Annotated in this window: 22 protein-coding genes; 12 read left to right on the top strand and 10 right to left on the bottom strand. The window is 72.8% G+C overall.

Going from position 1 to position 24642, the window contains the following annotated elements; translation table 11 throughout:
* Positions 1 to 28 precede the first annotated feature (28 nt).
* Positions 29 to 1807, top strand: a complete 1779-nt coding sequence (locus AB0C02_RS09695; protein WP_357543038.1) for an NAD-binding protein — start codon at positions 29 to 31, stop codon at positions 1805 to 1807.
* Between the two features lie 6 nt (positions 1808 to 1813).
* Here the strand turns inward: AB0C02_RS09695 and AB0C02_RS09690 are convergent, their stop codons facing one another.
* Together AB0C02_RS09690 and AB0C02_RS09685 are read right to left on the bottom strand one after the other, a co-directional pair.
* Positions 1814 to 3055, bottom strand: a complete 1242-nt coding sequence (locus tag AB0C02_RS09690; RefSeq protein ID WP_357543036.1) for an APC family permease — start codon at positions 3053 to 3055, stop codon at positions 1814 to 1816.
* A gap of 9 nt (positions 3056 to 3064) precedes the next feature.
* Positions 3065 to 3802 carry a phosphatase PAP2 family protein gene (locus AB0C02_RS09685; RefSeq protein ID WP_357543349.1) on the bottom strand — a complete coding sequence of 246 codons (738 nt, stop codon included), beginning with the start codon at positions 3800 to 3802 and terminating at the stop codon, positions 3065 to 3067.
* 102 nt (positions 3803 to 3904) lie between these two features.
* Between AB0C02_RS09685 and AB0C02_RS09680 the strand changes: the two genes are divergently transcribed.
* On the top strand, positions 3905 to 5158 hold the full coding sequence (locus AB0C02_RS09680) for a DUF4032 domain-containing protein (RefSeq protein ID WP_357543034.1): 1254 nt from the start codon (positions 3905 to 3907) through the stop codon (positions 5156 to 5158).
* Positions 5159 to 5389: 231 nt separating this feature from the next.
* Here the strand turns inward: AB0C02_RS09680 and nagA are convergent, their stop codons facing one another.
* The 3 genes from nagA to AB0C02_RS09665 are packed head-to-tail and all read right to left on the bottom strand — an operon-like array spanning position 5390 to position 8354.
* Positions 5390 to 6499, bottom strand: coding sequence for an N-acetylglucosamine-6-phosphate deacetylase (gene nagA / locus AB0C02_RS09675; RefSeq protein ID WP_357543032.1), 1110 nt, complete (start codon positions 6497 to 6499; stop codon positions 5390 to 5392).
* Positions 6496 to 7428, bottom strand: coding sequence for an ROK family protein (locus AB0C02_RS09670; RefSeq protein ID WP_357543030.1), 933 nt, complete (start codon positions 7426 to 7428; stop codon positions 6496 to 6498). Before AB0C02_RS09670 ends, nagA begins: the two co-directional genes overlap by 4 nt.
* The gene (locus AB0C02_RS09665) at positions 7425 to 8354 is read right to left on the bottom strand and encodes a sugar isomerase (protein ID WP_357543028.1); all 930 of its coding nucleotides are present in this window, start codon (positions 8352 to 8354) and stop codon (positions 7425 to 7427) included. Before AB0C02_RS09665 ends, AB0C02_RS09670 begins: the two co-directional genes overlap by 4 nt.
* Before the next feature lie 198 nt (positions 8355 to 8552).
* On the opposite strand from AB0C02_RS09665, the gene AB0C02_RS09660 reads away from it, so the two are divergent.
* The 4 genes from AB0C02_RS09660 to AB0C02_RS09645 all read left to right on the top strand — a co-directional run bounded on the left by AB0C02_RS09660 (position 8553) and on the right by AB0C02_RS09645 (position 11953).
* Positions 8553 to 9338, top strand: a complete 786-nt coding sequence (locus AB0C02_RS09660; protein ID WP_357543347.1) for a DeoR/GlpR family DNA-binding transcription regulator — start codon at positions 8553 to 8555, stop codon at positions 9336 to 9338.
* 98 nt (positions 9339 to 9436) lie between these two features.
* The gene (locus AB0C02_RS09655) at positions 9437 to 10447 is read left to right on the top strand and encodes an ATP-binding cassette domain-containing protein (RefSeq protein ID WP_357543026.1); all 1011 of its coding nucleotides are present in this window, start codon (positions 9437 to 9439) and stop codon (positions 10445 to 10447) included.
* Positions 10444 to 11460: an ABC transporter permease subunit gene (locus AB0C02_RS09650; protein WP_357543024.1), complete on the top strand. Its 1017-nt coding sequence runs from the start codon at positions 10444 to 10446 to the stop codon at positions 11458 to 11460. The genes AB0C02_RS09655 and AB0C02_RS09650 overlap by 4 nt, the downstream gene beginning before the upstream one ends.
* 118 nt (positions 11461 to 11578) lie before the next feature.
* Complete coding sequence (locus AB0C02_RS09645) at positions 11579 to 11953, top strand: DUF3263 domain-containing protein (protein WP_357543022.1); 375 nt, start codon at positions 11579 to 11581, stop codon at positions 11951 to 11953.
* 4 nt (positions 11954 to 11957) lie between these two features.
* Here AB0C02_RS09645 and AB0C02_RS09640 read toward each other — a convergent pair whose 3' ends face one another.
* Complete coding sequence (locus AB0C02_RS09640) at positions 11958 to 12170, bottom strand: hypothetical protein (RefSeq protein ID WP_357543020.1); 213 nt, start codon at positions 12168 to 12170, stop codon at positions 11958 to 11960.
* Positions 12171 to 12336: 166 nt separating this feature from the next.
* On the opposite strand from AB0C02_RS09640, the gene AB0C02_RS09635 reads away from it, so the two are divergent.
* Entirely contained in the window at positions 12337 to 13239 is a 903-nt protein-coding gene (locus tag AB0C02_RS09635; RefSeq protein WP_357543018.1) for a hypothetical protein, read from the top strand.
* Between the two features lie 117 nt (positions 13240 to 13356).
* The gene (locus AB0C02_RS09630; RefSeq protein WP_357543016.1) at positions 13357 to 13866 is read left to right on the top strand and encodes a GNAT family N-acetyltransferase; all 510 of its coding nucleotides are present in this window, start codon (positions 13357 to 13359) and stop codon (positions 13864 to 13866) included.
* Positions 13867 to 13890: 24 nt separating this feature from the next.
* Here AB0C02_RS09630 and AB0C02_RS09625 read toward each other — a convergent pair whose 3' ends face one another.
* Entirely contained in the window at positions 13891 to 16095 is a 2205-nt protein-coding gene (locus AB0C02_RS09625) for an AAA family ATPase (protein ID WP_357543014.1), read from the bottom strand.
* A gap of 93 nt (positions 16096 to 16188) precedes the next feature.
* On the opposite strand from AB0C02_RS09625, the gene AB0C02_RS09620 reads away from it, so the two are divergent.
* The 3 genes from AB0C02_RS09620 (at position 16189) to AB0C02_RS09610 (ending at position 22577) form a co-directional block, all read left to right on the top strand.
* Complete coding sequence (locus tag AB0C02_RS09620) at positions 16189 to 19062, top strand: alpha/beta fold hydrolase (RefSeq protein WP_357543012.1); 2874 nt, start codon at positions 16189 to 16191, stop codon at positions 19060 to 19062.
* Entirely contained in the window at positions 19062 to 19946 is an 885-nt protein-coding gene (locus AB0C02_RS09615) for an ABC transporter permease subunit (RefSeq protein ID WP_357543010.1), read from the top strand. The genes AB0C02_RS09620 and AB0C02_RS09615 overlap by 1 nt, the downstream gene beginning before the upstream one ends.
* A 189-nt stretch (positions 19947 to 20135) precedes the next feature.
* Entirely contained in the window at positions 20136 to 22577 is a 2442-nt protein-coding gene (locus AB0C02_RS09610) for a bifunctional UDP-sugar hydrolase/5'-nucleotidase (RefSeq protein WP_357543008.1), read from the top strand.
* Between the two features lie 124 nt (positions 22578 to 22701).
* On the opposite strand, the gene AB0C02_RS09605 is transcribed toward AB0C02_RS09610, so the two are convergent.
* From AB0C02_RS09605 to AB0C02_RS09595, 3 genes are all read right to left on the bottom strand, one after another.
* Positions 22702 to 22962 (bottom strand): hypothetical protein, encoded by a 261-nt coding sequence (locus AB0C02_RS09605; protein ID WP_357543006.1) that lies wholly within the window; start codon positions 22960 to 22962, stop codon positions 22702 to 22704.
* Complete coding sequence (locus AB0C02_RS09600) at positions 22950 to 23198, bottom strand: DivIVA domain-containing protein (protein ID WP_357543345.1); 249 nt, start codon at positions 23196 to 23198, stop codon at positions 22950 to 22952. The genes AB0C02_RS09605 and AB0C02_RS09600 overlap by 13 nt, the downstream gene beginning before the upstream one ends.
* A 197-nt stretch (positions 23199 to 23395) precedes the next feature.
* Positions 23396 to 23965 (bottom strand): hypothetical protein, encoded by a 570-nt coding sequence (locus AB0C02_RS09595; RefSeq protein ID WP_357543004.1) that lies wholly within the window; start codon positions 23963 to 23965, stop codon positions 23396 to 23398.
* A gap of 249 nt (positions 23966 to 24214) precedes the next feature.
* Here AB0C02_RS09595 and AB0C02_RS09590 point away from each other — a divergent pair, with 249 nt between their 5' ends.
* Entirely contained in the window at positions 24215 to 24454 is a 240-nt protein-coding gene (locus tag AB0C02_RS09590) for a winged helix-turn-helix domain-containing protein (RefSeq protein ID WP_357543002.1), read from the top strand.
* Positions 24455 to 24642 lie beyond the last annotated feature (188 nt).

Genomic DNA, 24642 nt, shown 5'->3' with positions numbered 1-24642 from the left:
ACCGCGAGCGGCTGACTACCATCCGGGCATGGTCGAGCCCCTGCGTGAGCGCGCACGCCGCGCCGCCGAGCGGCTCCGGATGAACGCTGATGCCCGGCCGCACTACGTGGTTTGCGGATCGGACCCGCTGGCCTACTGGGTGGTCCGGTCGTTGCTCGCCACCCAGTCGCCCACCGGGCGGGTCCGGGTCACTCTGGTCGTGCCCAAGCGCCGCCGCTCCGAGGGGCCGGACGGCCGGGACATCGAGGGCGTCCAGGTGGTCCTGGCCGACCGGCTCGATGAGGCCGCCTTCCGCCGGGCCGGGCTGGCCGGTGCGGACGGGCTGGCCCTGCTGCATCAGGACGACGTGGGCAACATGCACGCCGCGCTCTGCGCCCAGGAGGTCGAGCCCCGGCTGCGCCTGGTGGTACGGATGTTCAACACCAGCCTCGCCAACGGGGTGCAGCAGCTCTTCCCCGACTCGGCGGTGCTCTCCGACGCCTCGATCGCCGCCCCGGCGTTCGTCGCCGCCGCGCTCGGGGAACTGGCGCCCACCTACTTCCGGCACGCCGGCCGCATCCTCTACCTGGCCCGGCGCGTCGACGTGCGTCCCCAGGATGTCGTCTGCGGGCTGGCCGTCACTACCGAGCCGGAGCTGGTCCGGGTGCTGCCCGCCGACGAGGCGACGGCCGACCTGGTGCTGGCGGAGGCGACCGGGCAGCCGGCCGGCACCGAGCTGGCCGCCCGCCGGCTGGCCCGGGCCCGGCGGCGACGCCAGCCGGTCAGGGTGCTGCTCCGGGCGATCCGCAGCTTCGCCACCCGCAAGATCGGCATCGCGGTGCTCCTGCTGTTGGCGATGATCGCGGTGCTCGGCTGGCTGAACGGCCGCGCGGCGGACGTCAGCTGGAACGAGTCGCTCTACCTCACCCTGGTCACCACGCTCACCGGCCAGGATCCGGACGTCACCAAGCCGGCCGCCGCCCAGGTCATGCAGGTGGTGCTCAACCTGGCCGGGCTGGCGCTGATCCCGCTGATCACGGCCGCCGTGATCGACGGGATCGTCAACGCCCGGATCGCCCTGCACAACGGCCGGATCCAACTCGACCGTTCCGGCCACGTGGTGGTGGTCGGGCTGGGCAACATCGGCACCCGGGTGATGGCCCAGCTGCGCGACTTCGGGGTCGAGGTGGTCGCCGTCGATCGGAATTCCGACGCGCGCGGGGCGTCGCTGGCGCGCCGGCTCGGCGTACCGCTGATCGTCGGGGACGCCGGCCTGGAAGAGACGCTGCGGGCCGCCTCCGTGGCGACCTGCCAGGCGCTGGTGGTGGTCTCCACCGACGACGGGGCCAACCTGAGCGCCGCGTTGAACGCCCGTGCACTCGACCCCGATCTGCGGGTGGTGCTCCGCCTCTTCGACGGTGACTTCGCCGAACGGATCCAGCGGGCGTTCGGCATCGGCATCTCGCGCAGCGTGTCGTACCTGGCCGCGCCCGCGTTCGCGGCGGCGCTGCTGGACCGCGCGGTGATCGCCACCATTCCGGTCGACCGGCACGCGCTGCTGGTCAGCGAGGTGCCGGTGGTGGCCGACTCGCCACTGGACGGCCGCCCGCTGGCCGCGGTGGCCCGCCCCGGCGAGGTGCGCCTGCTCGCGTACACCCGGGCCGGGCAGCGGACCGACTGGTCCGCCGACCCGCGCATGGTGATCCAGGCGGGGGACCGGCTGACCGTGGTGGCCCGGCGGGCCGGGCTGACCGCCCTGCTCCGGGAGACCACGCCGGTCCCGCCGGAGCCGTCCGGGGCACCGGCCCCACGGCAATCCGAGGAGTGACCGGGGTCAGGCGCGGCCGACGGCGTGGCGAAGCGCGTACCCGAGGGCGCCGAGGGCGAGCACGCCGAACCCGGCGAGCACACTGCCCAGCGGCAGGCTGACCGCCAGCACGAGGCAGCCGACCAGCCCCAGCGCGGCCAGCAACTGCACCGGAACCTTCCGGGCCGGCTCGCGGCCCAGGGTGAGCGCCGAGGCGTTGGCGATCGCGTAGTAGACCAGCACCGTGCAGCTGGAGAAGCCGATCGCGCCCCGGATGTCGCCGAGGGCCACCACGACCACCACCACGGCGGCGACGGCCAGCTCGGCGTGGTGCGGCACCCGGTGGCGGGGGTGCACGGCGGCCAGCACGCCGGGCAGGTCTCGGCGGCGGGCCATGGCGAGTGTGGTCCGGCCGACCCCGGCGATCAGGGAGAGCAGCACCCCGGTCACGGCCACGGTCGCCCCGGCCCGAACCAGCCAGGCCAGGCCGGGCAGCCCGGCGGCGGAGACCACGTCGGCGAGCGGCGCGGCGGAGGCGGCCAGCCGCTCCTCGCCGAGCACGCCGAGCGCGACCACGGCCAGCACCAGGTAGATGACCAGCACGATGCCGAGCGCCAGCGGCACGGCGCGCGGGATGGTTCGCTGCGGGTCGCGGACCTCCTCGCCGAGGGTGGCGATCCGGGCGTACCCGGCGAAGGCGAAGAAGAGCAGGCCGGCGGCGGTCAGCACGCCCTGCCCCCCGGTCCCGCTGAGACCGTCGAGCCGGCCGAGCGTGACGTGCGGTGCCCCGGCCACCGCCACCACGGCGAGCACCGTGAGGGTGAGGCCGACCAGTACCCGGGTGACGGTCGCGGTCTTGCCGATGCCGCGCAGGTTCACCGCCGTCACCGCCACCACCGCGAGGACCGCGACCAGCCGCGCCTGTCCCGGCCAGAGGTACGCCCCGATGGTGAGCGCCATCGCCGCGCAGCTCGCGGTCTTGCCGATCACGAACCCCCAGCCGGCGAGGAACCCGGCGAACGGGTGCAGTCGTTCCCGGCCGTAGACGTAGGTGCCGCCGGACTCCGGGTAGCGGGCGGCGAGCCGGGCCGAGCTGGTCGCGTTGCAGTAGGCGATGAAGCCGGCCAGGGCCACCGCAATCAGCAGCCCCAGGCCGCCGGCCGCCGCCGCGGCCGGGGCGAAGACCACGAAGACGCCCGCGCCGAGCATCGACCCCAGACCGATGACCACCGCGTCGGGTACGGCCAGCCGCCGCGCCAGTTCGACCACGGGCGCAGGCTACGGGGTGGAGGTGAACGGGCGGTTCCAGTTGCGCAGCGCGGGGGGCAGCGGCACGTCGTCCCAGGGCACCCGGCTCAGCAGCCGGTTCAGCAGCAGGCCGAGCAGCAGACCGGCGACCGAGTCGGTCAGCCAGTGCCAGCCGAGGTACGTCGTGGTGCAGAGCACGATCAGCGGCGGCAGCACCCGGACCACGGTGACCAGGCGGGGCGGGACGGCCCGGCCGAAGGTGCGCAACAGTGGCGCCACGAGCAGGGCGAGCACCCCGTACCAGACGATCGCGTTGGCCACGTGCCCCGACGGGTACGACTGGGCGAAGCGCACCGGCAGGTCGTGCTGGAACAGCGGCAACGTCTGGTCGGGTGGCAGGAACGGTTCCTTGACGCTGGCGCTGGGCGCCGGCCGGGCGGTCCACACCTTCAACGGCCCGATGGTCAGGAAGGTCAGCACGAACGCGACGACCGGTGGCAGCACCGCGCGGACCGAGCGGAGCCGGATCGCCACCAGCACCCCCAGCCCGGCCGCGAGCAGCGTCAGCGGGGTGCCCTGGCCCAGGTAGTTGAGGATCATCGCGGTCCACCGGGCGGCCGTCGGTCGGTGCTGGGCGGCCCAGTCGGCGGTGGCCCGGTCGAGGCCGAAGAGGTGACCGGTGGCGAGCGCCACGGTCAGGCCCACCAGAGCGGCGAGCAGCAGCCCGTCGAACCACCAGCCGGCCGGCCGGACGGGCCGGAGCCGCAGCTTCTCGCGTACCCCAGTGGTCTGCCGCACGCGACCACGCTACCGGCCGCCGGCGGCGCCCGACCCCTCGCGGGCATCGGCGGCTGTGTGTGCCCGCCCACGATGAGAGGCGCTCGGTTGGGGTCAGCAGTCACACTTGTCTCCGTGCGGATCACCTCGGCCCTCGTCGACCCGGCACTGCTCGACCTACCCTGGTCGACCCCGTTGGAGGAGTGGCCGGCACAACACCTGGTCGCGCTGCCGCAGGGCATCTCGCGGCACATCGTGCGCTTCGTCCGCCTCGGCGACTACGTCTACGCGGTGAAGGAGACCGGCGAGCGGGTCGCCGAGCGGGAGTACGACCTGCTCCGGGCCTTGGAGCGGATCGACTTCCCGTCGGTAGAGGCGGTCGCGATCGTGGCAGACCGCCAGACCGACGACGGCCGGCCGCTGGACCCGGTGTTGATCACCCGGCACCTCCAGTTCTCGCTGCCCTACCGGGCCCTCTTCTCCCGGATGCTGCGGCCGGAGACCATGAACCGGCTGCTCGACGCGCTGGCGGTGCTGCTGGTCCGGATGCACCTGACCGGCTTCTTCTGGGGCGACTGCTCGCTGTCCAACACGCTGTTCCGGCGGGACGCCGGCGCGTTCGCCGCCTACCTGGTGGACGCCGAGACCGGGGCGCTGCACCGCGCGCTCTCCAACGGCCAGCGTGGCGAGGACCTGGAGATCGCCCGGGTGAACATCTTCGGCGAGGCGCTGGACCTCGCGGCCGCCGGGCTGCTGCACGAGTCGATCGACCCGGAAATGGTCTGCGAGGAGGTCGTGGAGCGGTACGAGCGGCTCTGGCACGAGATCACCTACGAGCAGCAGGTCGAGCGGGAGGCCCGGCACGACATCGAGGGGCGGATCCGCCGCCTCAACGAGCTGGGCTTCGACGTCGCCGAGGTGGCCATGTCGACCGCCGACAACGGGCGGTACCTGCTTCGGCCGAAGGTGGTCGACGTCGGCTACCACACCCGCCGGCTGCTCCGCCTCACCGGCTTGGACGCCGAGGAGAACCAGGCCCGCAAGCTCCTCAACGACCTGGACGCGTACCGGTCGGAGAGCGACCTGACCGAGGAGCAGCAGGCGGCGCACCGCTGGCTCACCGAGGTGTTCGAGCCGGTGGTCCGGGCAGTGCCCGCGCACCTGCGCAGCAAGCTGGAGCCGCAGGAGCTGTTCACCCAGATCATCGAGCACAAGTGGCTGCTCTCCGAGGGGGCTGGCCGGGACGTGGGCATGCGCCACGCCGTGCAGTCGTACCTGTCGGACGTGCTTGTGCACCGCCCCGACGAGCAGGCCGTGCTCGGCGTCGCGGTCCCCACCGCCGGCTGACGGCCGAGTCGGCTGCCGACGGATTGCGGCGCTGTGCCCCGCGACCCGGCCTTCCGGGTCCCGGCTGAGCGGGGACATGGGTTCCGCGCGCCTTCGGAGCTGATGTCGTAGACGAATCACCGGGACGCGGCGCGGGGCCGGCCGGGCGGACCCGGCAGGCGCGGCGATTCGTTCGTGATGTCAGCTCCAAAGGGAGCGACAAGTATGGCTCCCCGCTCCCCACAGCCGGGTTCACTTCACCCAGGTGCCGCCGCGCATCACCCGGACCACGTTGAGGTCGTCGTCCAGCACGACGAGGTCGGCCCGCAGGCCGGTCCGCAGCGCTCCGAGCTGGTCACCGAGGCCGATCGCCCGGGCCGGGGTGGTCGCGGCCATCCGGCAGGCGTCGGGCAGCGTGATGCCCGCCGCGACGGCGTGCCGCAGGGCCGCGTCCATGGTCAGCGTGCTGCCGGCGATGGCGCCGTCCCGGCTAAGCCGGGCCACCCCGTCGGCCACGGAGACGGCCTGGCCGCCCAGCTCGTACTCGCCGTCGGGCATGCCGGCGGCGGCCATCGCGTCGGTGATCAGGGCCGCCCGCTCCGGGCCGGCCACCGAGGCGGCGAATCCCAGCATGCCGTCGTGCAGGTGCACCCCGTCGGCGACCAACTCGCAGACCACGCTCGGGGCGTTGAGCAGGGCCACCACCGGCCCCGGCTCCCGGTGGTGCAGCGGGCGCATCCCGTTGAACAGGTGGGTGCCGACGCTCGCCCCGGCCGTCACGGCCGCCCGGGTCTGCTCCCAGGTGGCGTCCGTGTGCCCGACCGCCGCCACCACGCCCCGCAAGACGAGCAGCTTGATCGCCTCCAGCGCGCCGTCCCGCTCCGGGGCCAGGGTGACCATCCGGATCGCGCCCCCGCCCAGCTCGATCAGCTCCGCCAGCTCGTCGGTGGACGGATCGCGGAGGAACTCCGGGTTCTGCGCGCCACAGCGGTCCGTCGACAGGTAGGGCCCCTCGAAGTGGACCCCGGCCAGCACCCCGGACTCGACCAGCGGCCGGTACGCGGCGGTCGCCTCCCGCATCACCGCGAACGGGGAGCTGACCAGGCTGGCGAGCAGGGTGGTGGTGCCGTGCCGCAGGTGGAACGCGGCCGCCTCGCGGGCCGAGTCGGCGTCGCCCGTGGTGAAGGTGTGCCCGCCGCCGCCGTGGGTGTGCATGTCCACGAAGCCCGGCACGATCCAGTGCCCGTCGTGTACCGACGGGTACTCGGCGACCGCACTGATCCGGTCGGCCCGGATTTCCACGCAGCCCTGCCGGACCACGCCGGTCGGGGTCACCACCTTGCCGGTCACGCGCAGGGTCATCGGCTCTCCATCTTCAGGGTGTCCAGGGCCAGCAGGGCGGCGCCGAGGCAGCCGGCCTCGTCGCCGAGGGACGCCGCCACCAGGCGCGGCTCCCGGTGGAAGGTCAGCCGTGCGCGCAGTGCCGCGCGCAGCGGATCGAACAGCCGGGGACCGGCCTGGGCCAGCCCGCCGCCGACCACGATCGTCTCGACGTCGTAGAGCGCCTGACCGGTGGCCAACCCGTCGGCGAGCGCCTCGACGGCGTACCGCCAGACCTGACCGGCCAGCGGCTCACCGGCCGCCGCCCGGTCCGCCACCTCGGCCGCGGTGACCGGAACACCCGACAGCTCGGTGTACCGGCGGCCGATCGCCGAGGCCGAGGCCACCGCCTCCAGGCAGCCGGGGCGGCCGCAGCCGCAGGGCGGACCGTCGGGGCGTACCAGGATGTGGCCGATCTCGCCGGCGGCGCCGTGCGCGCCGGCGGCGGCCGACCCGTGCACCACGTGGGCGGCGGCGATGCCGGTGCCGATCGCGACGAAGAGCACGTGGCCGCCGTCGCGGCCGGCGCCGAGCCGCGCCTCCGCCAGGCCACCCACCCGCACGTCGTGGCCGAGCGCCGCCGGCAGCCCGAGCCGCGCCCGCGCCAGCTCCCGCAGCGGTACGTCCCGGAAGCCCACGTTCGCCGACCAGACCGCGACCCCGTGGGCCTCGTCGACCACCCCCGGTACGGCGATCCCGCAGGCCGTCGGGGTCAGCCCGGCGGCGCGGGCCTTGCCGGCCAGCCCCTCGGCGACGTCGAGGATCGTGTCGACCACCGCCGCCGGGCCGCGCGCCGCGTCGGTGGCGTGCCGTTCGGCGTGGGCGGTTGTCCCGTCCGGGTGCACCAGGGCGCACTTCATCCCGGTGCCGCCCACATCCAGCGCGACGACGACCTCGTCGCCTGGCCTCACGCGAGCACCACGGAGCGGGTCAGGTGCCGGGGCGCGTCCGGGTCGAGGCCGCGGCTGGTCGCCAGCGCGACGGCGAAGCGCTGGGCGAGGATCAGGTCGGCCATCGGGTCGACCGGGGTGCGCCCGGCCGCCCAACTGGTCAGCACCGTGCGCCAGCCGTGCGTACGGCTGTGCACGAAGGCGGCGCCGGTGGCGGCCACGTCCTCGGGTAGCCCCTCCGGGATCGCGCCGAACGCCCAGACCAGCCGGCCCGGGCCGGCGACGGAGATGGGGCCGTGCCGGTAGTCCATCGCCGGGTAGGCCTCCGCCCAGAAGGTGGCCGTCTCGCGGCACTTCAGGGCGGCCTCGTGGGCGAGCCCGACCGTCCAGCCGCGCCCGAGGAAGGTGACCTGCTCGATGCCGGCCGGGTCGATCGGCAGCGGGGCCCGGACTGCCACCTCGGCGTCGGCGGCCAGCCGGCCCAGGTCGTCGCCGAGGTGGGCGCGGAGCAGGGCGAGCGCGGTGGTGGCGAACCGGGTCTGCACGACCGAGCGCTCGTCGGCGAAGGGCATGGGGACCGCGGCGTCGGCCACCTCGATCGCCGGGGCGGCCGGATCGCCGACCAGGACCGTGGTCGGGACCTGGCCGCGCAGTGCGGCGAGCAGGTCCAGCACCTCGGTGGTGGTGCCGGAGCGGGTGATGGCGATGAGCCGGTCGTAGTGGCGGCCGGTGGGGAACTCGCTGGCTTGGAAGGCGTCGGTCTCGCCCTGGCCGGCGCGCTCGCGCAGCCCGGCGTACGCCATCGCCATGAACCACGACGTGCCGCAACCGACGACGGCGACCCGCTCGCCGGGGCGCGGCAGGCGGTCGGCGGCGGTCGGGGCGAGTCGGGCCGCCTCCCGCCAGCAGTCGGGCTGGCTCGCGATTTCCGTGGGCACGTACGCCATGACAACTCCTCCCGGGGGAGACCTTGCGCAATTCGGCGCGTTAGGGCCATCTTTCGCGCGTTATTGTGCGCGAAGTCGGGTGGCCGTGGCAACCGGCCCCGAGATCGCGCAGGTCAGGGTTTTGCGCCTTCGTAGTTTCGCGCACTACTGTGCACGCAATCAATCACCGTTCGTGCAGAGTCAGTGGAGGTTCCCGCGGTGGACCGGTACGCCCGATGGAACGCGCTGCTCGAGATGCTGACCGACAGCGGCCGGGTCAGCGTCGAGGAGGCGGCCGAGCGCCTGGACGTCTCCCAGGCCACCATCCGGCGTGACTTCGACCAGCTCGCCCAGCAGCAGATGATCACCCGTACCCGGGGCGGGGCGGTCGCCAACGGCGTCTCGTACGACCTGCCGCTGCGCTACAAGACGGCCAAGCACTCGGCCGAGAAGCAGCGGATCGGCGCCGCCGCCGCGGCGCTGGTCTCCCCGGGCACCGTGGTCGGCCTGAACGGCGGTACCACCAGCACCGAGGTGGCCCGGGCGCTCGCCGTCCGGCCGGATCTCAACACCAGCGCCGAGGGTGCCCAGCTCACCGTGGTCACCAACGCTTTGAACATCGCCAACGAGCTGCTGGTGCGCTCGCGGATGAAGGTGGTGGTGGCCGGCGGCGTGGTCCGGCCCAAGTCGTTCGAGCTGGTCGGCCCGCTGGGCGGGGCGCTGCTGCGCGAGGTGACCCTCGACGTCGCGCTGCTCGGCGTGGACGCGATCGACCCGCAGCTCGGCGCGGCCGCCCATCACGAGGGCGAGGCGGCGATGAACAGCCTGATGGTGGCCCGGGCCAAGCGGGTGGTGGTGATCGCCGACTCGTCCAAGCTGGGCGGTCACGCCTTCGCCCGGATCTGCCCGGTGGACCGGATCGAGACGCTGGTGACCGACTCCGGTGCCGCCCCGGCGGTGGTGCAGGCGTTCCGCGACGCCGGCGTACACGTCGTCTGTGCCTGAGGCCGAATCAGGGAAAACCCCGATGCATACCGGGTATCATGTGCGGCTGCATACCGCGTATGGTGTCCGGCGACACCTACTCATCGGGGGAGGTCAGCTTGACGGCTGTCCTGGAGATCGAGGGTCTCCGTAAGACATACCGGAGTCGAAAGCGCGGGACACGCCACGCGCTCGACGGCTTCGACATGCGGGTCGAGGCCGGCCAGGTGCACGGCTTCCTCGGCCCGAACGGCTCGGGCAAGACCACCACCCTGCGTACGCTGCTCGGGCTCATCCGGCCCGACGGTGGTCGGATGACGATTCTCGGCCAGGAGGTGCCGGCGGCGCTCCCGGCGGTGGCCGGCCAGGTCGGCGCCATCGTGGAGAGTCCGCAGTTCTTCCCGCACTTCACCGCCCGGGACACGCTGTCCCTGCTCGCCGAAGCCGGCGAGGTGCCGCGGCAGCGGATCGACGAGGTGCTCGAGCTGGTCGGGCTGCGCGACCGGGCCGGGGAGCGGGTCAAGACGTACTCGCTCGGTATGAAGCAGCGGCTCGCCGTCGCGTCCGCGCTGCTCAAGAACCCGAAGCTGCTCATCCTGGACGAGCCGGCCAACGGCCTCGACCCGGGCGGCATCCGGGAGATGCGTACGCTGGTGCGCAACCTCGCCGAATCCGGCATGACCGTGCTGCTCTCCAGCCACATCCTCGGCGAGATCCAGCTGATCTGTGACTCGGTCACCATCATCTCGCTGGGCCGGCGGGTGGCCTTCGGCCCGGTCGACGAGGTGCTCGCGCAGCACGCCACCGGCGGCGTCCGGGTGCGGCTGGAGGCGGCCACCGACCTGCCGGCCGCCGCCGACGCGCTGACCCGGGCCGGGATCCGGGTGACCGGGCACCCCGACCACCTGATGCTCGCCGGGGTCGACAAGCCGGCCACGGTCACCCGGCTCCTCGCCGAACAGGGCCTCTACGTCAGTGAGCTCGCCCCGGTCGCCGTCGACCTGGAGAGCGTCTTCCTCGAATTGACCGCCACCGCGCCGGTACCCGGCCAGCACCGGCAGGTCGACCAGTCCACGAAGGTCGGTGACGCGGGGCAGCCCGGTGCCACCACGGGAGGGTGGGGCGCGTGAGTCTCTACCGTGCGGAGCTGCGCAGGCTGGCCAAGCGGCGGTTCACCCGCTGGATGACCGCGGCAGGCCTGCTGATCCTGGCGGCCGTGGTCGTCGGGATCTTCGCCACCAACCACAAGATTGACGCCACCGCGATGGCGCGCGCCGAACGCCAGGCCGAGCAGGACTACCAGCAGCAGGTGCGCTACAGCGAGCAGGAACGCACCGCGTGCGAGCAGGCCAAGGCCGGTGGCACGGCGGAGGAGGGCCGCTACCCCGAGGACTGTTCGGTGATCTCGCCGCCGCCTCGGGAGGCGTTCGAGGCGCGGTGGTACCTACCCCCGACCTTCGACTTCCGCAAGCAGTTCGGCGACAGCCTGACGATATTCGCCGCGATCCTGGCGCTGGTCGGGTTCGTGGTCGGCGCGTCCTTCGTCGGTGCCGAATGGAACACCGGCGGGATGATGAACCTGCTGCTCTGGCGGCCGAAGCGACTGACCGTCCTGCTGACCAAGCTGGCAGCGTTGCTGACTGGTGCGTTCGCGGTGGCGCTGCCCACTGCGCTGCTCTGGCTCGGCGGGTTCTGGCTGGCCGGCACCTACCGGGGTAACACGGAGAAAATGACCTCCGGTGTCTGGCAGTCGTTCGCCCTGACCGGGTTGCGCGGCATCGTGCTGGTGCTGGTCATGGCGACGGCCGGGTTCGCGCTGGCCTCGCTCGGCCGGCACACCGCGATGGCCCTGGGCGGGTCGATCGGCGCGGTGGTGGTCGGCCAGGCCGGACTCGGCATTCTGCTCCAGATGGCCGGGGTGAAATTCGCGGCGGCCTGGCTGCTGCCCACCTACCTGGCGGCGTGGATGCGGCAGAAGGTCACCTTGGAGAACTGGCAGGCCTGCCAGGCCACCTACACCGGGGAGTGCAAGCCGGAGATCCTCGACATCACCTGGCAGCACTCCTCCATTTTGATGGCGGTCGGGGTGGCGGTGTTCCTCGGCGCGGCGCTCTGGACGATGCGGCGCCGGGACATCGCCTGACACCGGCCCGCCCCGGCCGCCGCGTCGAATGCGGCTGGGGCGGGCCCTGGTTAGGCTGGGGGTCCCCCGGTCCGGCGCCGTCCTGCCGGCCGCCCGCCCCGAGGACCTGAGGAGGGCCATGCCCGCCGACGCCGCCGACCGGCTCGAGTCGTCCGGACGCGTCGATGTCGGGCGCCGGGAGACCGCCGTCCCCCCGCCTCGCCCCGCCCCGGCCGTCGAGGCGGTGCCGGCCGCTGAGCCGGCCTCGGGGGATGGGCGGCCGGCCGGGCTGACCGAACGGGACCAGCGGATCCTCGCCTTCGAACAGCAGTGGTGGAAGCACGCCGGTGCCAAGGAACAGGCGATCCGGGACACCTTCGGCTTTTCCGCGACCCGGTATTACCAACTGCTCAACGCGTTGCTCGATCATCCGGCTGCGCTGGCCGCCGAGCCGGTGCTGGTCGGCCGACTGCGTCGGCTGCGCTCTTCGCGTACGCGCATCCGGCGGCGCTGACCGGTTACTTCTCGTAACTGCGCAGCCCGTTGCCGATCGCGAAGAAGGTGGGTGCCCACTCGCCGACGAAGATGCCCCAGCGGTCCGCCCGGTCGATTCCGGCCCGCTCCAGCTGGCGGGACAGGAACCAGCTGCCGAAGGCGAGGCCGATGCTCACAAATCCGGCCAGGTAGGCGTGCTCGGATTTGATCCCTGACTCGTGCAGACGTGCCAACATGCGATCCCCCTGTCGCGTCGTACGGCCCCCGCAGAAGGACGACCGCTCCCGACGCTACCGGCGGGATGCGGTCCGCGTTGGTGAGTTGCGGGACGGGCTCCGGTCGGGTCCCGGGCATGGCGTCCGCCGGTTGCGGGTAGGCGGCGGCGACGGAGGGAGTCGACGGATGGGGGCACCAGATCGCCGGTATCCGACCGGCAGCCGGCCGGCGCGGCCGATCGGGACGGCACCGCTGATGCGGGTACGCTCCGCCTCCGACCCGGCCCCCGGGCGGCTGGCGAACGAGGACGTGGTCTTCGGATTCGGTCCGCTGGTCGGGGTCCTCGACGGCGCCACCGTGCCGGAGGGCTTCGACACCGGCTGCGTGCACGGGCCGGCCTGGTACGTCCGGCACCTGGCGGCCCGGATCGGCCTGGCCGTCGCGGCCCGGCCGGCGGCGACGCTGATGAGCAGCCTGGCGGCGGCCATCCTGGCAGTCCGCGCGGATCACGGCGGGGAGTGCGACCTCGACCACCCGGGTACCCCGTCCTCCACCGTCTGTCTGCTCCGCGAGGGCGGCGACCAGGTGGACTACCTGGTGCTCTGCGACAGCCCGCTGGTGCTGGACGCCGGTGGGCAGGTCAGCGTGATCTCCGACGGGCGGCTCGACGCGGCGATGGCGGACCTGCGTCGTACCGCCGGGCTGCTGCCCGGGTCCGACGTCGACCCGGCGACCCGGCTCCGTCAGTCGGTGCTCGTGCAGCGGGAGCAGATGAACCGGACCCACGGCTACTGGGTCGCCGCCGCCGACCCGGACGCTGCCTACCACGCGATGACCGGGACCCTGCCGCTGCGCGGACCGGGGGCGCTTCGGCGGGCGGCGCTGCTCAGCGACGGGGCCTCCTGCGCGGTCGAGCAGTTCGGCCTCTTCGACTGGGCCGGCCTGCTCGACGTGACGGCGGCGGAGGGGCCGGAAGGGCTGATCGGCCGGGTCCGGGCCGCCGAGCGGGACCACCCGGACCGGCTGCGTCGGCAGAAGCGGACCGACGACGCCTCGGTGGTGTTCTGCGAGTTCGACCCGGTCGGCTGACAACGGAGCGTGAGGTAGAACCCGGACGCGGTACGACCGGCCGGTCCGCTCGTCCGGACCGGCAGTCCGGGGCCAAAGGGGTGGACTTGGGCCGGTTCGGCCGGCAGACTGCGGCTCGTGACGGGTGCGGTACGACTGGAGCCGGTGGACGAGCAGAACCTGGAGCCGTTGCTCTCCGTAGCGGCTGCCGAGGCGGAGCCGGAGCACGTCATGCCCCCGGTGGACGCCCCGGCCGGTTGGTCGCTGGCCCGTCGGGACGCGTTCCGGGAGTTCCACCGGGCCAGCTTCGGTGGCCTGGACGGCCCCACCCGCACCCTGATGTACGCGATCGTCGCGGGTGGCGAGGTGGTCGGCATGGTCCGGATGAGCCGCCGCGACGAGCCCGGGACGGTGGAGACCGGAATGTGGCTGGGGCGCTCGGCGCGGGGCCGTGGGCTCGGCGCGGCGGCCCTGCGCGAGTTGCTGAACGTCGCCGCCGCGGCCGGCATGCACACCGTCGTGGCCGAGACGACGCCGGACAACCAGGGTGCCGTCTCCGTGCTGCGGAAATGCGGCGCGGAACTGCGCGAAGAGAGCGGGAAGCTGCACGCGCGGATGTGTCTGGACTCCGTGCTGCCGGCCCGCTGACGCAGCCAGGAGGACGGCGCCGGCTCAGCCCGTCTGCTTCTCGGCGTACGCCGCGAGGTGGGCGACCTGGCCCGGGTCCAGGGAGGCGCGGACGCGGGTGCGGGCGGCCTCGACGTGGGCGGCGGTGACCGTGGTGGCGGTCAGCGACTCACGCATCGCCGCGAGCGCCGCCTCCCGGACCAGGGCCGCGCAGTCGGCGGCCGAGAAGCCGTCCAGCTCCCCGCCGAGCGCGGCCAGATCCACGTCGGGCGCCAGCGGGACGTTCCGGGACGCCGCCTTGAGGATCTCGGCCCGGGCCGGACCGTCCGGCGGCGGCACGTACACCAGGCGTTCCAGGCGGCCGGGGCGCAGCAGCGCCGGGTCGACCAGGTCCGGCCGGTTCGTCGCGCCGACCACCACCACGTTGCGCAGCGCCTCCACCCCGTCCAGCTCGGTGAGCAGGGCGGCCACCACCCGATCGGTCGTACCTCCGTCGGTGGCCTGGCCGCGAACCGGGGCGAGCGCGTCCACCTCGTCCAGGAAGACCAGCGTGGGGGCCGCCTCGCGGGCCCGGCGGAACAGCTCGCGGACCGCGCGTTCGCTCTCGCCCACCCACTTGGAGAGCAACTCCGCGCCCTTCACCGACAGCACATTCGCCCGCCCGGAGCCGGCCAGCGCGGTGACCAGGTAGGTCTTTCCGCAGCCGGGCGGCCCGTAGAGGAGCACCCCGCGTGGCGGTGTCACGCCCAGCCGGGCGAAGGTGTCCGGGTAGCTCAGCGGCCAGAGCACCGACTCGGTCAGCGTCCCCTTCACCTCGTGCAGGCCCCCGACGTCGTCGAGGGTCACCGAGGCCAGCTCCAGGGTGGACCCGGCCATCGTGGTGGGGCGGACCACCTCCAGCGCGGCGCTGAAGTCGGTCATCGCCACCGTCGGTGACGCGGTTGTCTTCTGCCGCAGGGCCGCGCGCACGCCGGCCTCGCGGATCAGCGCGGCCAGGTCGGCGGCGACGAACCCCGGCGTACGGGCGGCCACCTCGTCCAGCCGGACGTCTTCGGCGAGCGGCACGTGTCGGGTGAGCACGGTCAGCTGTTCCCGGCGCAACGCCTGGTCGGGCAGCGGGACGGTGATCCGCAGCGGGAGCAGGTCCGGGGCGCGCAGGGCGGCGTCCACCGCCTCCGGACGGCCGGTGGTGCAGACCACGGCCGCCCCGGCCCGGACCGTCTCGGCGACGACCTGTCGGAACACCGTGGCCACCGGGCCCGGCTCGTCGGCCGGCGCGAGGGCCTCGACGTCGGTGACCAGCAGAACCGCGGGGCCGTCCGCACGTACCGTTTCGGCCGCCTCGCGCAGCCGGCGGGCCGCCGCGTCGTTGCTCAGCGCCGCCAGTTCCGGCGCCCACAGCGAGCACACCCGGGCGCGTACCCGGGCGGCGACCGCCCGGACCAGCGTCGCCTTGCCCGAACCGGCCGGCCCGGCGAGCAGGACGCCCAGCGAGACGGTGGTGCCGAGCCGCCCCAGCACCTCCTGGTGGTGGAAGCCCAGGTCGAGCAGTTCGGTCAGCTGTTCGGCCTGGGTCCGCAGCCCGGGCAGCTCGTCGAGGTCCGGTGCCGGCACCGGCTCGGCCGGCTCCGGCTCGGGCGCGGCCCACTCGGTCCCGGCCCCGGCCGGTCGGTTGACCGGGCCGTGCTCCCAGCCGACCACGGTGTCCATGGTGACCAGTGCGCCGGCCTCCGGCTCGGCCCCGACCACGGTGAGCAGGGTGCTGGTCCAGGCGTATCCCACGGTGTTGGCGAGGGTGCGCCGCGCGGTCTCGACCAGGCCGCGGAGCGCGGCGTCGGGGAGCACGTCCTGCGGCAGCAGCGAGACGTCGTCCCCGGTGGTGACCGGCTTGCCGAGCAGCGCGAGGCGGAGCATCTCCGGGGAGACCACGGCGACGATCCCGGCCGGGCCGGCCAGGGTCACCGTGCGGGCCGGGACCACCGGCAGCGGGCTCACCCGCACCTGCCCGCCGTCCCGCAGGCCCAGGTTGCCGAGGATCAGGTCGTCGGCGTAGAGCAGGGCGGTGCTCGCGGTCGGCTCGGCGGGGGCGACGATGCCGGCGGTCACCCGCCGGCCGGTCAGCCGGACCGGATCGCCGGGGCGCAGCGCCAGCGCGGCCAGCACCTTCGGATGCAGGCGGACGACGCCGCGCCGGGCGTCCAGCGCGGCCGGCCGCAGGCTCGCGGTCAGGGTCAGTTCGGGTTCCGCCACCCGCCCGACAGTAGCCGCCTGTGCCACGCCGGCCGTTCTCGCGTGCGGCGGATCTCAGGTACCACTCAGCGTTCGGGCCGTACCGTGTGCCGCATGAGATCACCGCTCGCCGCCACGCGGATCCGGCGTGCCCTGGCCACCCGCCGTCGCCGGGTGGTCGCCGGGGTGGTGGCGGTCGTCCTGGTGGCCGCCGCCGTGGCCTGGGCGGCCCAGCCGCAGCGGCCCGGTTTCCGGACCGAGTCGGCGCTGGTGACCGTCCGCTCCGGACCGGCCGGCGACGAGCCGGTCGAGCTGGACACCACGCTCTACCTGCCCCGGGACGCCTCGGCCCGGCGCCAGGTCCCGGCGGTGCTGTTGGCGCACGGCTTCGGCGGCACCAAGGAGTCGGTCCGCGCCGACGCGGAGGACCTGGCCGACCGGGGGTACGCCGTGCTCACCTGGACCGCGCGGGGCTTTGGCCGTAGCGGCGGCGAGATCCATCTGGACAGCCCGGACTATGAGGTGCGCGACGCGCAACGCCTGCTCGACCGGCTCGCGGCCCGTCCGGACATCCTCCTCGACTCCGCCGGCGATCCCCGGGTCGGCGTGGTCGGCGGCTCGTACGGCGGCGGCCTGGCCCTGCTGCTGGCCGCGCAGGACCACCGGGTCGACGCGATCGTCCCGATGATCACCTGGAACGACCTGTCCCGGGCGTTCCTGCCCGAGAGCACCGGCAAGGCGCCCGCCGAGGGCGTGTTCAAGAAGGGCTGGGCCGGCCTCTTCTTCGGCGGTGGCGGCACCGTCGGCTCCGGCCCGGCCGGCGTCTCCGGCACCACCGGCGGCCAGCCCGAGGGCGCTCCCGCGTCGGCCGGCGCGCCCAGTCCGCAGCCCGGCGCCGGCCCCGGCACCAGTTCCGGGCGCGCACCCGGCGGCGCAGCCAACCCTTCCTGCGGCCGGTTCGCCGAAGACGTCTGCGCCGCGTACCTGCGGATCGCCACCACCGGGCGGGCCGACGACCAGGCGGTCGACCTGCTGCGCCGCTCCTCCCCGGCCGGGGTGCTCGACCAGATCAAGGCGCCGACCCTGCTGGTGCAGGGTGAGGCCGACACCCTCTTCCCACTCACCGAGGCGGACGCCAACGCGCGCGGCATCGCCGCCGCCGGCACCCCCGTCCGGGTCGCCTGGTTCACCGGCGGCCACGACGGCGGCACCGGCCCCACCTCCGACTCCGACCGGGTGCGGTTCCTGACCGCGCAGTGGCTCGACCACTACGTCAAGGGCGAGGGCCCGGCGCCGGGCGAATCATTCACGTTCTCCCGGATCGCCGGTTTCGACGCGCTCGACCGGGGACTGGTGGCCACCGGCTACCACACCGACGACTACCCCGGCCTGGCCGGGCAGGGCCACCGCGAGGTCAACTTGACCGGGTCGGCCCAGCCGGTCGCCAACCCGCCCAACGGCAACCCGGCGGCGATCTCCTCGGTGCCGTTCGCCGGGGCGATCGGTTCGCTGCTGAGCGGGGTGGCGAGCGACATTCCCGGCCAGCACGCCCGGTTCGAGTCCGCGCCGTTGACCGAACCGGTCGACGTGGTCGGCACGCCGACCGTCCGGATCCGGGCGGCCTCGCCCACCGGCGAGGCGGTGCTCTTCGTCAAGCTCTACGACGTGGACCCGAAGGGCGCGGCCACCCTCCCCGACGGCCTGGTCGCCCCGGTCCGACTGACCGGCCTGCCGGCGACGATCGACGCCGCCCAGCCGGTCACCGTCACCCTGCCGGCGATCGTCCGCCGGATCGAGTCCGGGCACCGGCTGCGGGTCGTCGTGGCCACCTCCGACCAGGCGTACACGACCCCGGCCGAGCCGGCCGTGCACACCGTCGCCCTCGGCGGCGGCCCGCTGACCCTGCCCACGGTCGCCGCCCAGCCGATCCCGACCACGGCCACGGTCTGGCGCTGGGCACTGGCCGGCCTGCTCGCCGCGATCGCGGTCGGGCTCGTCGTGGTCGTCCTGCTCGTCCGCCGCCGGCACCGCCGCCAGGACAGCTCGGTCCACCCGGAGTACGCGGGCGTCCCGCTCGCCGTCCGCCGCCTCCGCAAGGAGTACGCGGACGGCTTCGTCGCCGTCTCATGTGTGGACTTCGAGGTGCATCCCGGTCAGGTGGTCGGCCTGCTCGGCCCGAACGGCGCCGGCAAGACCACCACGCTGCGGGTGCTGATGGGGCTGACCCAGCCCACCGCCGGCGAGATCTACGTCTTCGGGCACCGGCTGGTGCCCGGCTCGCCGGTGCTCTCCCGGATCGGCGCGCTGGTGGAGGGGCCGGGCTTCCTGCCGCACCTGTCCGGCCTGGAAAATCTCAAGGCGTACTGGCGGGCGACCGGGCGGCCCTGGGCGGACGCGCACTTCGACGAGGCGCTGGCGATCGCCGGACTGGGCGACTCGGTGCACCGGCGGACGAAAAACTACAGCCACGGCATGCGACAGCGGCTCGCCATCGCGCAGGCCATGCTCGGCCTGCCCGAACTGCTGGTGCTCGACGAGCCGACGGACGGCCTGGACCCGCCGCAGATCGCCGAGATGCGCCGGGTGCTCCAGCGGTACGCCACCGACGGCCGAGCCGTGCTGGTCTCCAGCCACCTGCTGGCCGAGGTGGAGCAGACCTGCACCCACGCGGTGGTGGTGAACAAGGGGCGGATCGTGGCCTCGGGCCCGGTCGAGGACATCGTCGGCGAGTCGTCGAGCGTGCTGTTCGAGGTGAACGACCCGGACGCGGCGCGCGACGTGCTCGACCGGCTGACCGGCGTACGGGTGCTGCCGGAGAGCGGCGACGGTGGGCTGGTGGTGGACACCAACGGGACGGCCCGCAGCGAGGTGGTGGCCGAACTGGTCCGGGCCGGCATCGGGGTGGACCGGGTGGTGCCCCGGCGCCGCCTGGAGGACGCGTTCCTCGCCCTGGTCGGCGAGAACTCTCGGGGAAGCGGAGACCGGTGATGGGGGAGTCTGTTGGTGCGGGCCGGATCGGCCCCGGCGCGGCGTCGGGCTACCGGCCGTCGGCGACCCTGCCGTTCCGGGCCGAGTTCCGCCGGCAGGCGTCGCGGCGGCGTACGCAGCTCGCGCTCGGGTTCATGGTGCTGCTGCCGCTGGTCATCCTGGTCGCGTTCCAGTTCAACTCCGGCAACGAGACCCGGAACCGGAACAACGAGTTCGGCAGCCTGGTCGACCTGGCCGTATCCGGCGGGTTGAACTTCGCCCTGTTCTCGATCTTCGTGTCGTCGTCGTTCCTGCTGGTCGTGGTGGTGGCGCTGTTCTGCGGGGACACGGTGGCCAGCGAGGCGAGCTGGGGGAGCCTGCGCTACCTGCTGGCCATCCCGGTGCCCCGGGCCCGGCTGCTGGCGGTGAAGCTGCTGGTCGCGCTCGCGTACTCGGCGCTGGCCCTGCTGCTGCTCGCCGGCACCGCGCTGCTCGCCGGCACCCTCCGGTACGGCTGGTCCCCGCTGCGCAGCCAGGTCTCCGCCGAGCTGGCCCCGGCCGAGGGGCTGCTCCGCCTGCTCGCGGTGCTCGGCTACCTGGCGGTCGTCCTGCTGGTCGTGGCCGGCCTGGCCTTCCTGCTCTCGGTGACCACGGACGCGGCGCTCGGTGCGGTCGGCGGGGCGGTGCTGCTCTGGATCCTGTCCAGCATCCTGGACCAGATCACCGCGCTGGGCGGGCTGCGCGCGTTCCTGCCCACCCACTTCAGCACCGCCTGGCTGGGTCTGCTTTCCACCCCGGTGCAGACCGACGGCCTGGTACGCGGCGCCATCTCGGCGATCGCCTACGCCACCGCATTCTGGGGGCTGGCCTTCTGGCGCTTCACCCGCAAGGACATCACGAGCTGAGCGGCTCCAGCGGGGCAGTGAGCGGGCGTCGCGGCGCTGGACCTGGCACGGCGTCCCACACCCGCTGTGCCATGAAACGTTAGATCTTGGCTACCTGACCAGTTCTCGCCTGGTCAGGATCATCGCTTATGGTTGGCCGAACTTCGGCCTTGGCCATTCCTATCCTCAGAATCCCCTCGGAGGCATCAGATGCGCCTGAAGAGGCGTCTCGTCCCACTCGTCGCAGCCGTGATGATGGCTGCGGCGGGCATCGGTTTGCTCGGCACGCCCGCCGCGGCTGCAGGAGACCCCGTCACGATCGACATTCTCGGCATCAACGACTTCCACGGCCGGCTGGAAATGAACGGCCAGGAAGCGGGAGCTGCGGCGTTGACCACCGCAGTCAAACAGATGCGGGCTGCGAACCCGAATACGGTTTTCGCCGCGGCGGGAGACCTTATCGGAGCCTCGACGTTCACCTCTTTCATCCAGCGCGACAACCCCACGATCGACGCCCTCAACGCGGCATCGCTTGAGGTCAGCGCGGTCGGCAACCATGAGTTCGACCAGGGCTACGACGACCTGATGAACCGCGTCATCCCACGGGCCACATGGGAATACATCGGTGCCAACGTCAAGGTCAAGAAGGAGCTCCAGGACAGGTACAAGGAGCTCATGGAGTCCTGGGTCAAGGAGGTCGACGGCGTCAAGGTCGGCTTCGTCGGCGCGGTGACCGAGCACCTGGATGAGCTGGTCACGCCGGCGGGCATCTCGATGCTCGACATCCTGGACATCCCGAGCACGGTCAACGAGGTGGCCGACGAGATGAAGCAGAAGGGTGAGGCCGACATCCTCGTCCTGCTCGTCCACGAGGGGGCCGCAACCACCGCGCTGGCGTCGTCGACCGACCCGAACAGCGACTTCGGCAAGATCGTCACCGGGGTCAACGGGCACTTCGACGCGATCATCTCCGGGCACACACACCTGGCCTACAACCACCAGATCCCGGTGAAGGAATGGCAGGACGCGAACCGCCCAGTGACCGTGCGGCCCGTAGTGTCGGCCGGCCAGTACGGCTACAACCTGAACAAGGTCACCTTCGCCTACGACAAGAACAAGCATCAGACCACCTCGGTCGATTCGAAGATCGTCCCATTGACCCAACTGCAGGCAGACGGCTCGTGGAAGCCGCTCTACGGCCCGGACCCGACGGCCAAGGCGATCGTGGACGACGCGGTGGCCGTCGCCCAGGTCGAGGGCAGCAAGAAGCTCGGTGAGATCAGCGCGGACTTCAACCGCGCGCGCCAGTCGAACGGCACGACGGAGAACCGCGGCGGCGAGTCGACCCTGGGCAACCTCGTGGCCGATGCGCAACTTGCCGGTGCGCGGGGCACCGACCCGTCGACTGAGATCGCCTTCATGAACCCCGGTGGTCTCCGCACGGATATGAAGTACGCAGCCGCGGGTAAGGCCAACGGCACGGTGACCTACAAGGAGGCGGCGGAGGTTCAGCCGTTCGCCAACACGCTGGTCACGATGACCCTTACCGGCGAGCAGGTCGTTCAGGTGCTCGAGGAGCAGTGGCAGCCGGACGGTGCCAGCCGGCCATTCCTCAAGCTCGGCGTGTCCAAGGGGCTCTTCTACACCTACGACCCGACCGCACCCAAGGGTCACCACATCACCTCGATCACGCTCAACGGCAAGAAGCTGGACCGGACCGCCGCCTACCGCGTGGTGGTGAACTCGTTCCTCGCCTCCGGTGGAGACAACTTCTTCACCCTCGGCAATGGGGCGGACAAGCGGGACACCGGCCAGGTCGACCTTCAGTCGATGGTCGCCTACCTCGGCGCGAACTCGCCCGTATCGCTGAAGCTGGCGCAGCGGGCGGTTGGCGTCCACTTCGACGCGCCGGCGGCCGGGTTCAAGTCGGGTGACACCGTGACCGTCAACCTCTCCTCACTGCTGTTCAGCACGAACGAGCCGAAGGACGAGAAGGTCTCCGCCAAGTTCGCCGGCCAGGACGTCGGTGTGTTCGCGGTCAACGGCACCGCCGACGCGAGCACCGACAACACCGACGAGGTCGGTCGGGCCACGGTTACCTTCGAGGTTCCCGTGGCAGCGACTCAGGGAGCGCCGGCGACTCGGGACCTGGTCGTCACGGGCGTGACCACCGGCACCGAGGTGACGGTGCAGATCCCGCTGGACGTCAAGAGCGTACCGATGCCGGCCTGCACGCGGACGATCACCGGGAGCTACTCCGGTCCGCTGCAGGTCACGTCCGGTGTGACATGCCTGGCGGGCGCCACGGTGTCCGGCCCGGTGACGGTGAAGAAGGGAGCCGGGCTCTACGTGACCGGCGCCCGGCTCAGCGGTCCGGTGACGGCGTCCGGAGCCACCGTTTTCGCGCTGCTCGACAGCACGATCAGCGGCCCGGTGACGATCAACGGCAGCACCGACACGTTGGCGATCCACGGCTCGTCGATCAGCGGGCCGGTCAGCCTGCAGAACAACAAGGTGACCGACGCGCCGACCGTGGCCGGCAACAAGATCAGCGGGCCGTTGTCGTGCAGCGGGAACTCCCCGGCGCCCAGCAACGATGGCCGGCCCAACACCGTGTCCGGTCCGAAGACGGGACAGTGCGCGGGTCTGTAGCCGGATCCAGGGGCACCACGATGTGAAACGCGGGCCGGGCTTCTCGTACCACTCCATGCGGAGGACGAGGAGCCCGGCCCTACTAACCGCCAAGCGCTGCCACTTCACCGCACCATCGCAGCGGTCATCGGCCCAGCGAGGTGCACGGGCCTTCGTGGATGTCGGGCAGCCGGCAACGGTCGGTGCCGGCCAGCGGGGCGTCACACCAGACCCGGGTACGCACGAATTGGCGATCCTCCTCGGACAGGGTCGTCTCGCCGAAGTCGACGGCGAGCACGTGGCCCAGAGAGCGGCGCAGCGCCATGGCCAGGGCGGCGGCGTCGTCGACCCGGGTCAGGGTGGTCGGCAGGTGGATGATCCAGTGCGGGTCGTTCACCGGTACCACCGGCTGTTCGCGGCCACCGACGTGTGTCGGCATTCGGTGTGCCGGGACTGCCACTGCTTCAGCGCCTGCCGGATGCGCTGGCCTTCGGCGTCGACGGTTGCCAGGTCGCGGGTGAGGCGTTCCATCTCGTCGGCGACCCGGCCGAGGTAGGCGTACACCTGGTCGGGGTCGAGGCCGCGCCACCGGCGTCGGTCGAAGGTGGCGGTGCGGACGTGCCGCGGGAGCAGACGCTGCATGGCTCGGTAGATCACGGATGTCTCGCCTTTCCGGGTCCGTCGGTGTCGTAGTGGACTGGCATCCTGGGTTGGAGGGGCCGGCCGGTTGCGGCGCCGAGGCGGGCGGGGGCGACCGGCACGACCGCGCGTGGCGTACCGGCCGGAGCCCGGCACCCGCCCCGGGCCCTTCTCCTCCTCGCGGCGTCCGCGAGCAGGCTTCAGGTGGTCGCGGGTTCCGCCCCCGACAACCCACCGGCATACGACGACAGCGCGGCCACGGCCGACGCCAGGCTCGCCGCCATCAGGTCGAGCTGTTCGGCCGCGCGGTTCCACTGCCCGGCGGCCGTCGCGGTGGCCTGGTCGGCCGGGTTGGCCCGGTCGGTCGGGTCGGCCCGGTCGGTATTGAGGAGTTGCTGTCCGGCGGCGGTGATCCGGGCCGGGAGCTGGCCGATCCGGGCGGCTGCTGCGTCCAACTGGTCCCGGGCGGTGTCCAGCACCTCGATCAGGTCGCAGATGGTGGCGGGATCCTGGTGGCCGGCTTCCGCGCGGAGCCGGCGTACCCCGTCACTGAGCTGCCGCTCCGCGTCGCCGGCCAGGTCGAGCGCGTCCTCGCCGCTGCGCCGGGCCAGCCTGATCGCCGGGTGCGTGCAGCCCGCGCCGGTGCGTTCCAGCAGTACGGCGGCGGCGGCCACCGCGAGGTACGTCTCCCGCAGCTCACCGGTCACCTGCTCGACCGCCCAGATCGCGCTGGCGGCGGGCACCACCGAACTCGCCTCCGACACCGTCACGTCAAACCTCCTGATCGTGGGTGGTTGCCGGGGCAGCGCGTCGACCAGCCGGAGGGGGTTTCCGGCTGTGATGTACACGCGCCACCCCGGCGCTGTCCGGGCCTCGTCTCCCGGAGGGTGAACCCACCCTGGTGCCAACCCGGGCGGTTCATCGCAACGCTATTGCGCCTAGTGACATAGGTCAACCAAGCGCTTGAGGTGAACTTGTGTGGCGTGATCAGATGGAATCGCCAACCCGGGAGGATCAACATGCCCGCGATTCCATTGAGCTACACCGACATTGCCGCTGACATTGCCGCCCGGATCAAGGCCGGTGAGTACGAGCCGGGAGCCAAGCTTCCCTCCTACTCCCAGCTTGCGGACCTCTACTCGGTGTCGTTCTCTACTGCTGCGCGAGCGGTGGCGCTCCTGCGTGACCGGGGCGTGGTCGTTGGCGCACCTGGTCGGGGAGTGTTCGTTCGGGAGGCCGACCGCGAGCCCGAAAGCTAGTGGGTGCGTACCACTGCTATGTCTGCCGCCTGGTGGAACGCCGTGGAGGTCATCGCCCGGGCGGTGAGTGGAACACCATTGAGGTCAACGGCGCAGTTTGACGTTTATGGAGTTCCACTGACGGATGGCGAGGGGCGGTCAGCAGGGGCGGCGACGCCGGCAACGACGAAACGGCCGCCGGCCGCTAC

Source organism: Micromonospora sp. NPDC048999, assembly GCF_040649295.1.
Lineage (GTDB): Bacteria > Actinomycetota > Actinomycetes > Mycobacteriales > Micromonosporaceae > Micromonospora.
This window is presented reverse-complemented; position numbering and strand designations above follow the sequence as displayed.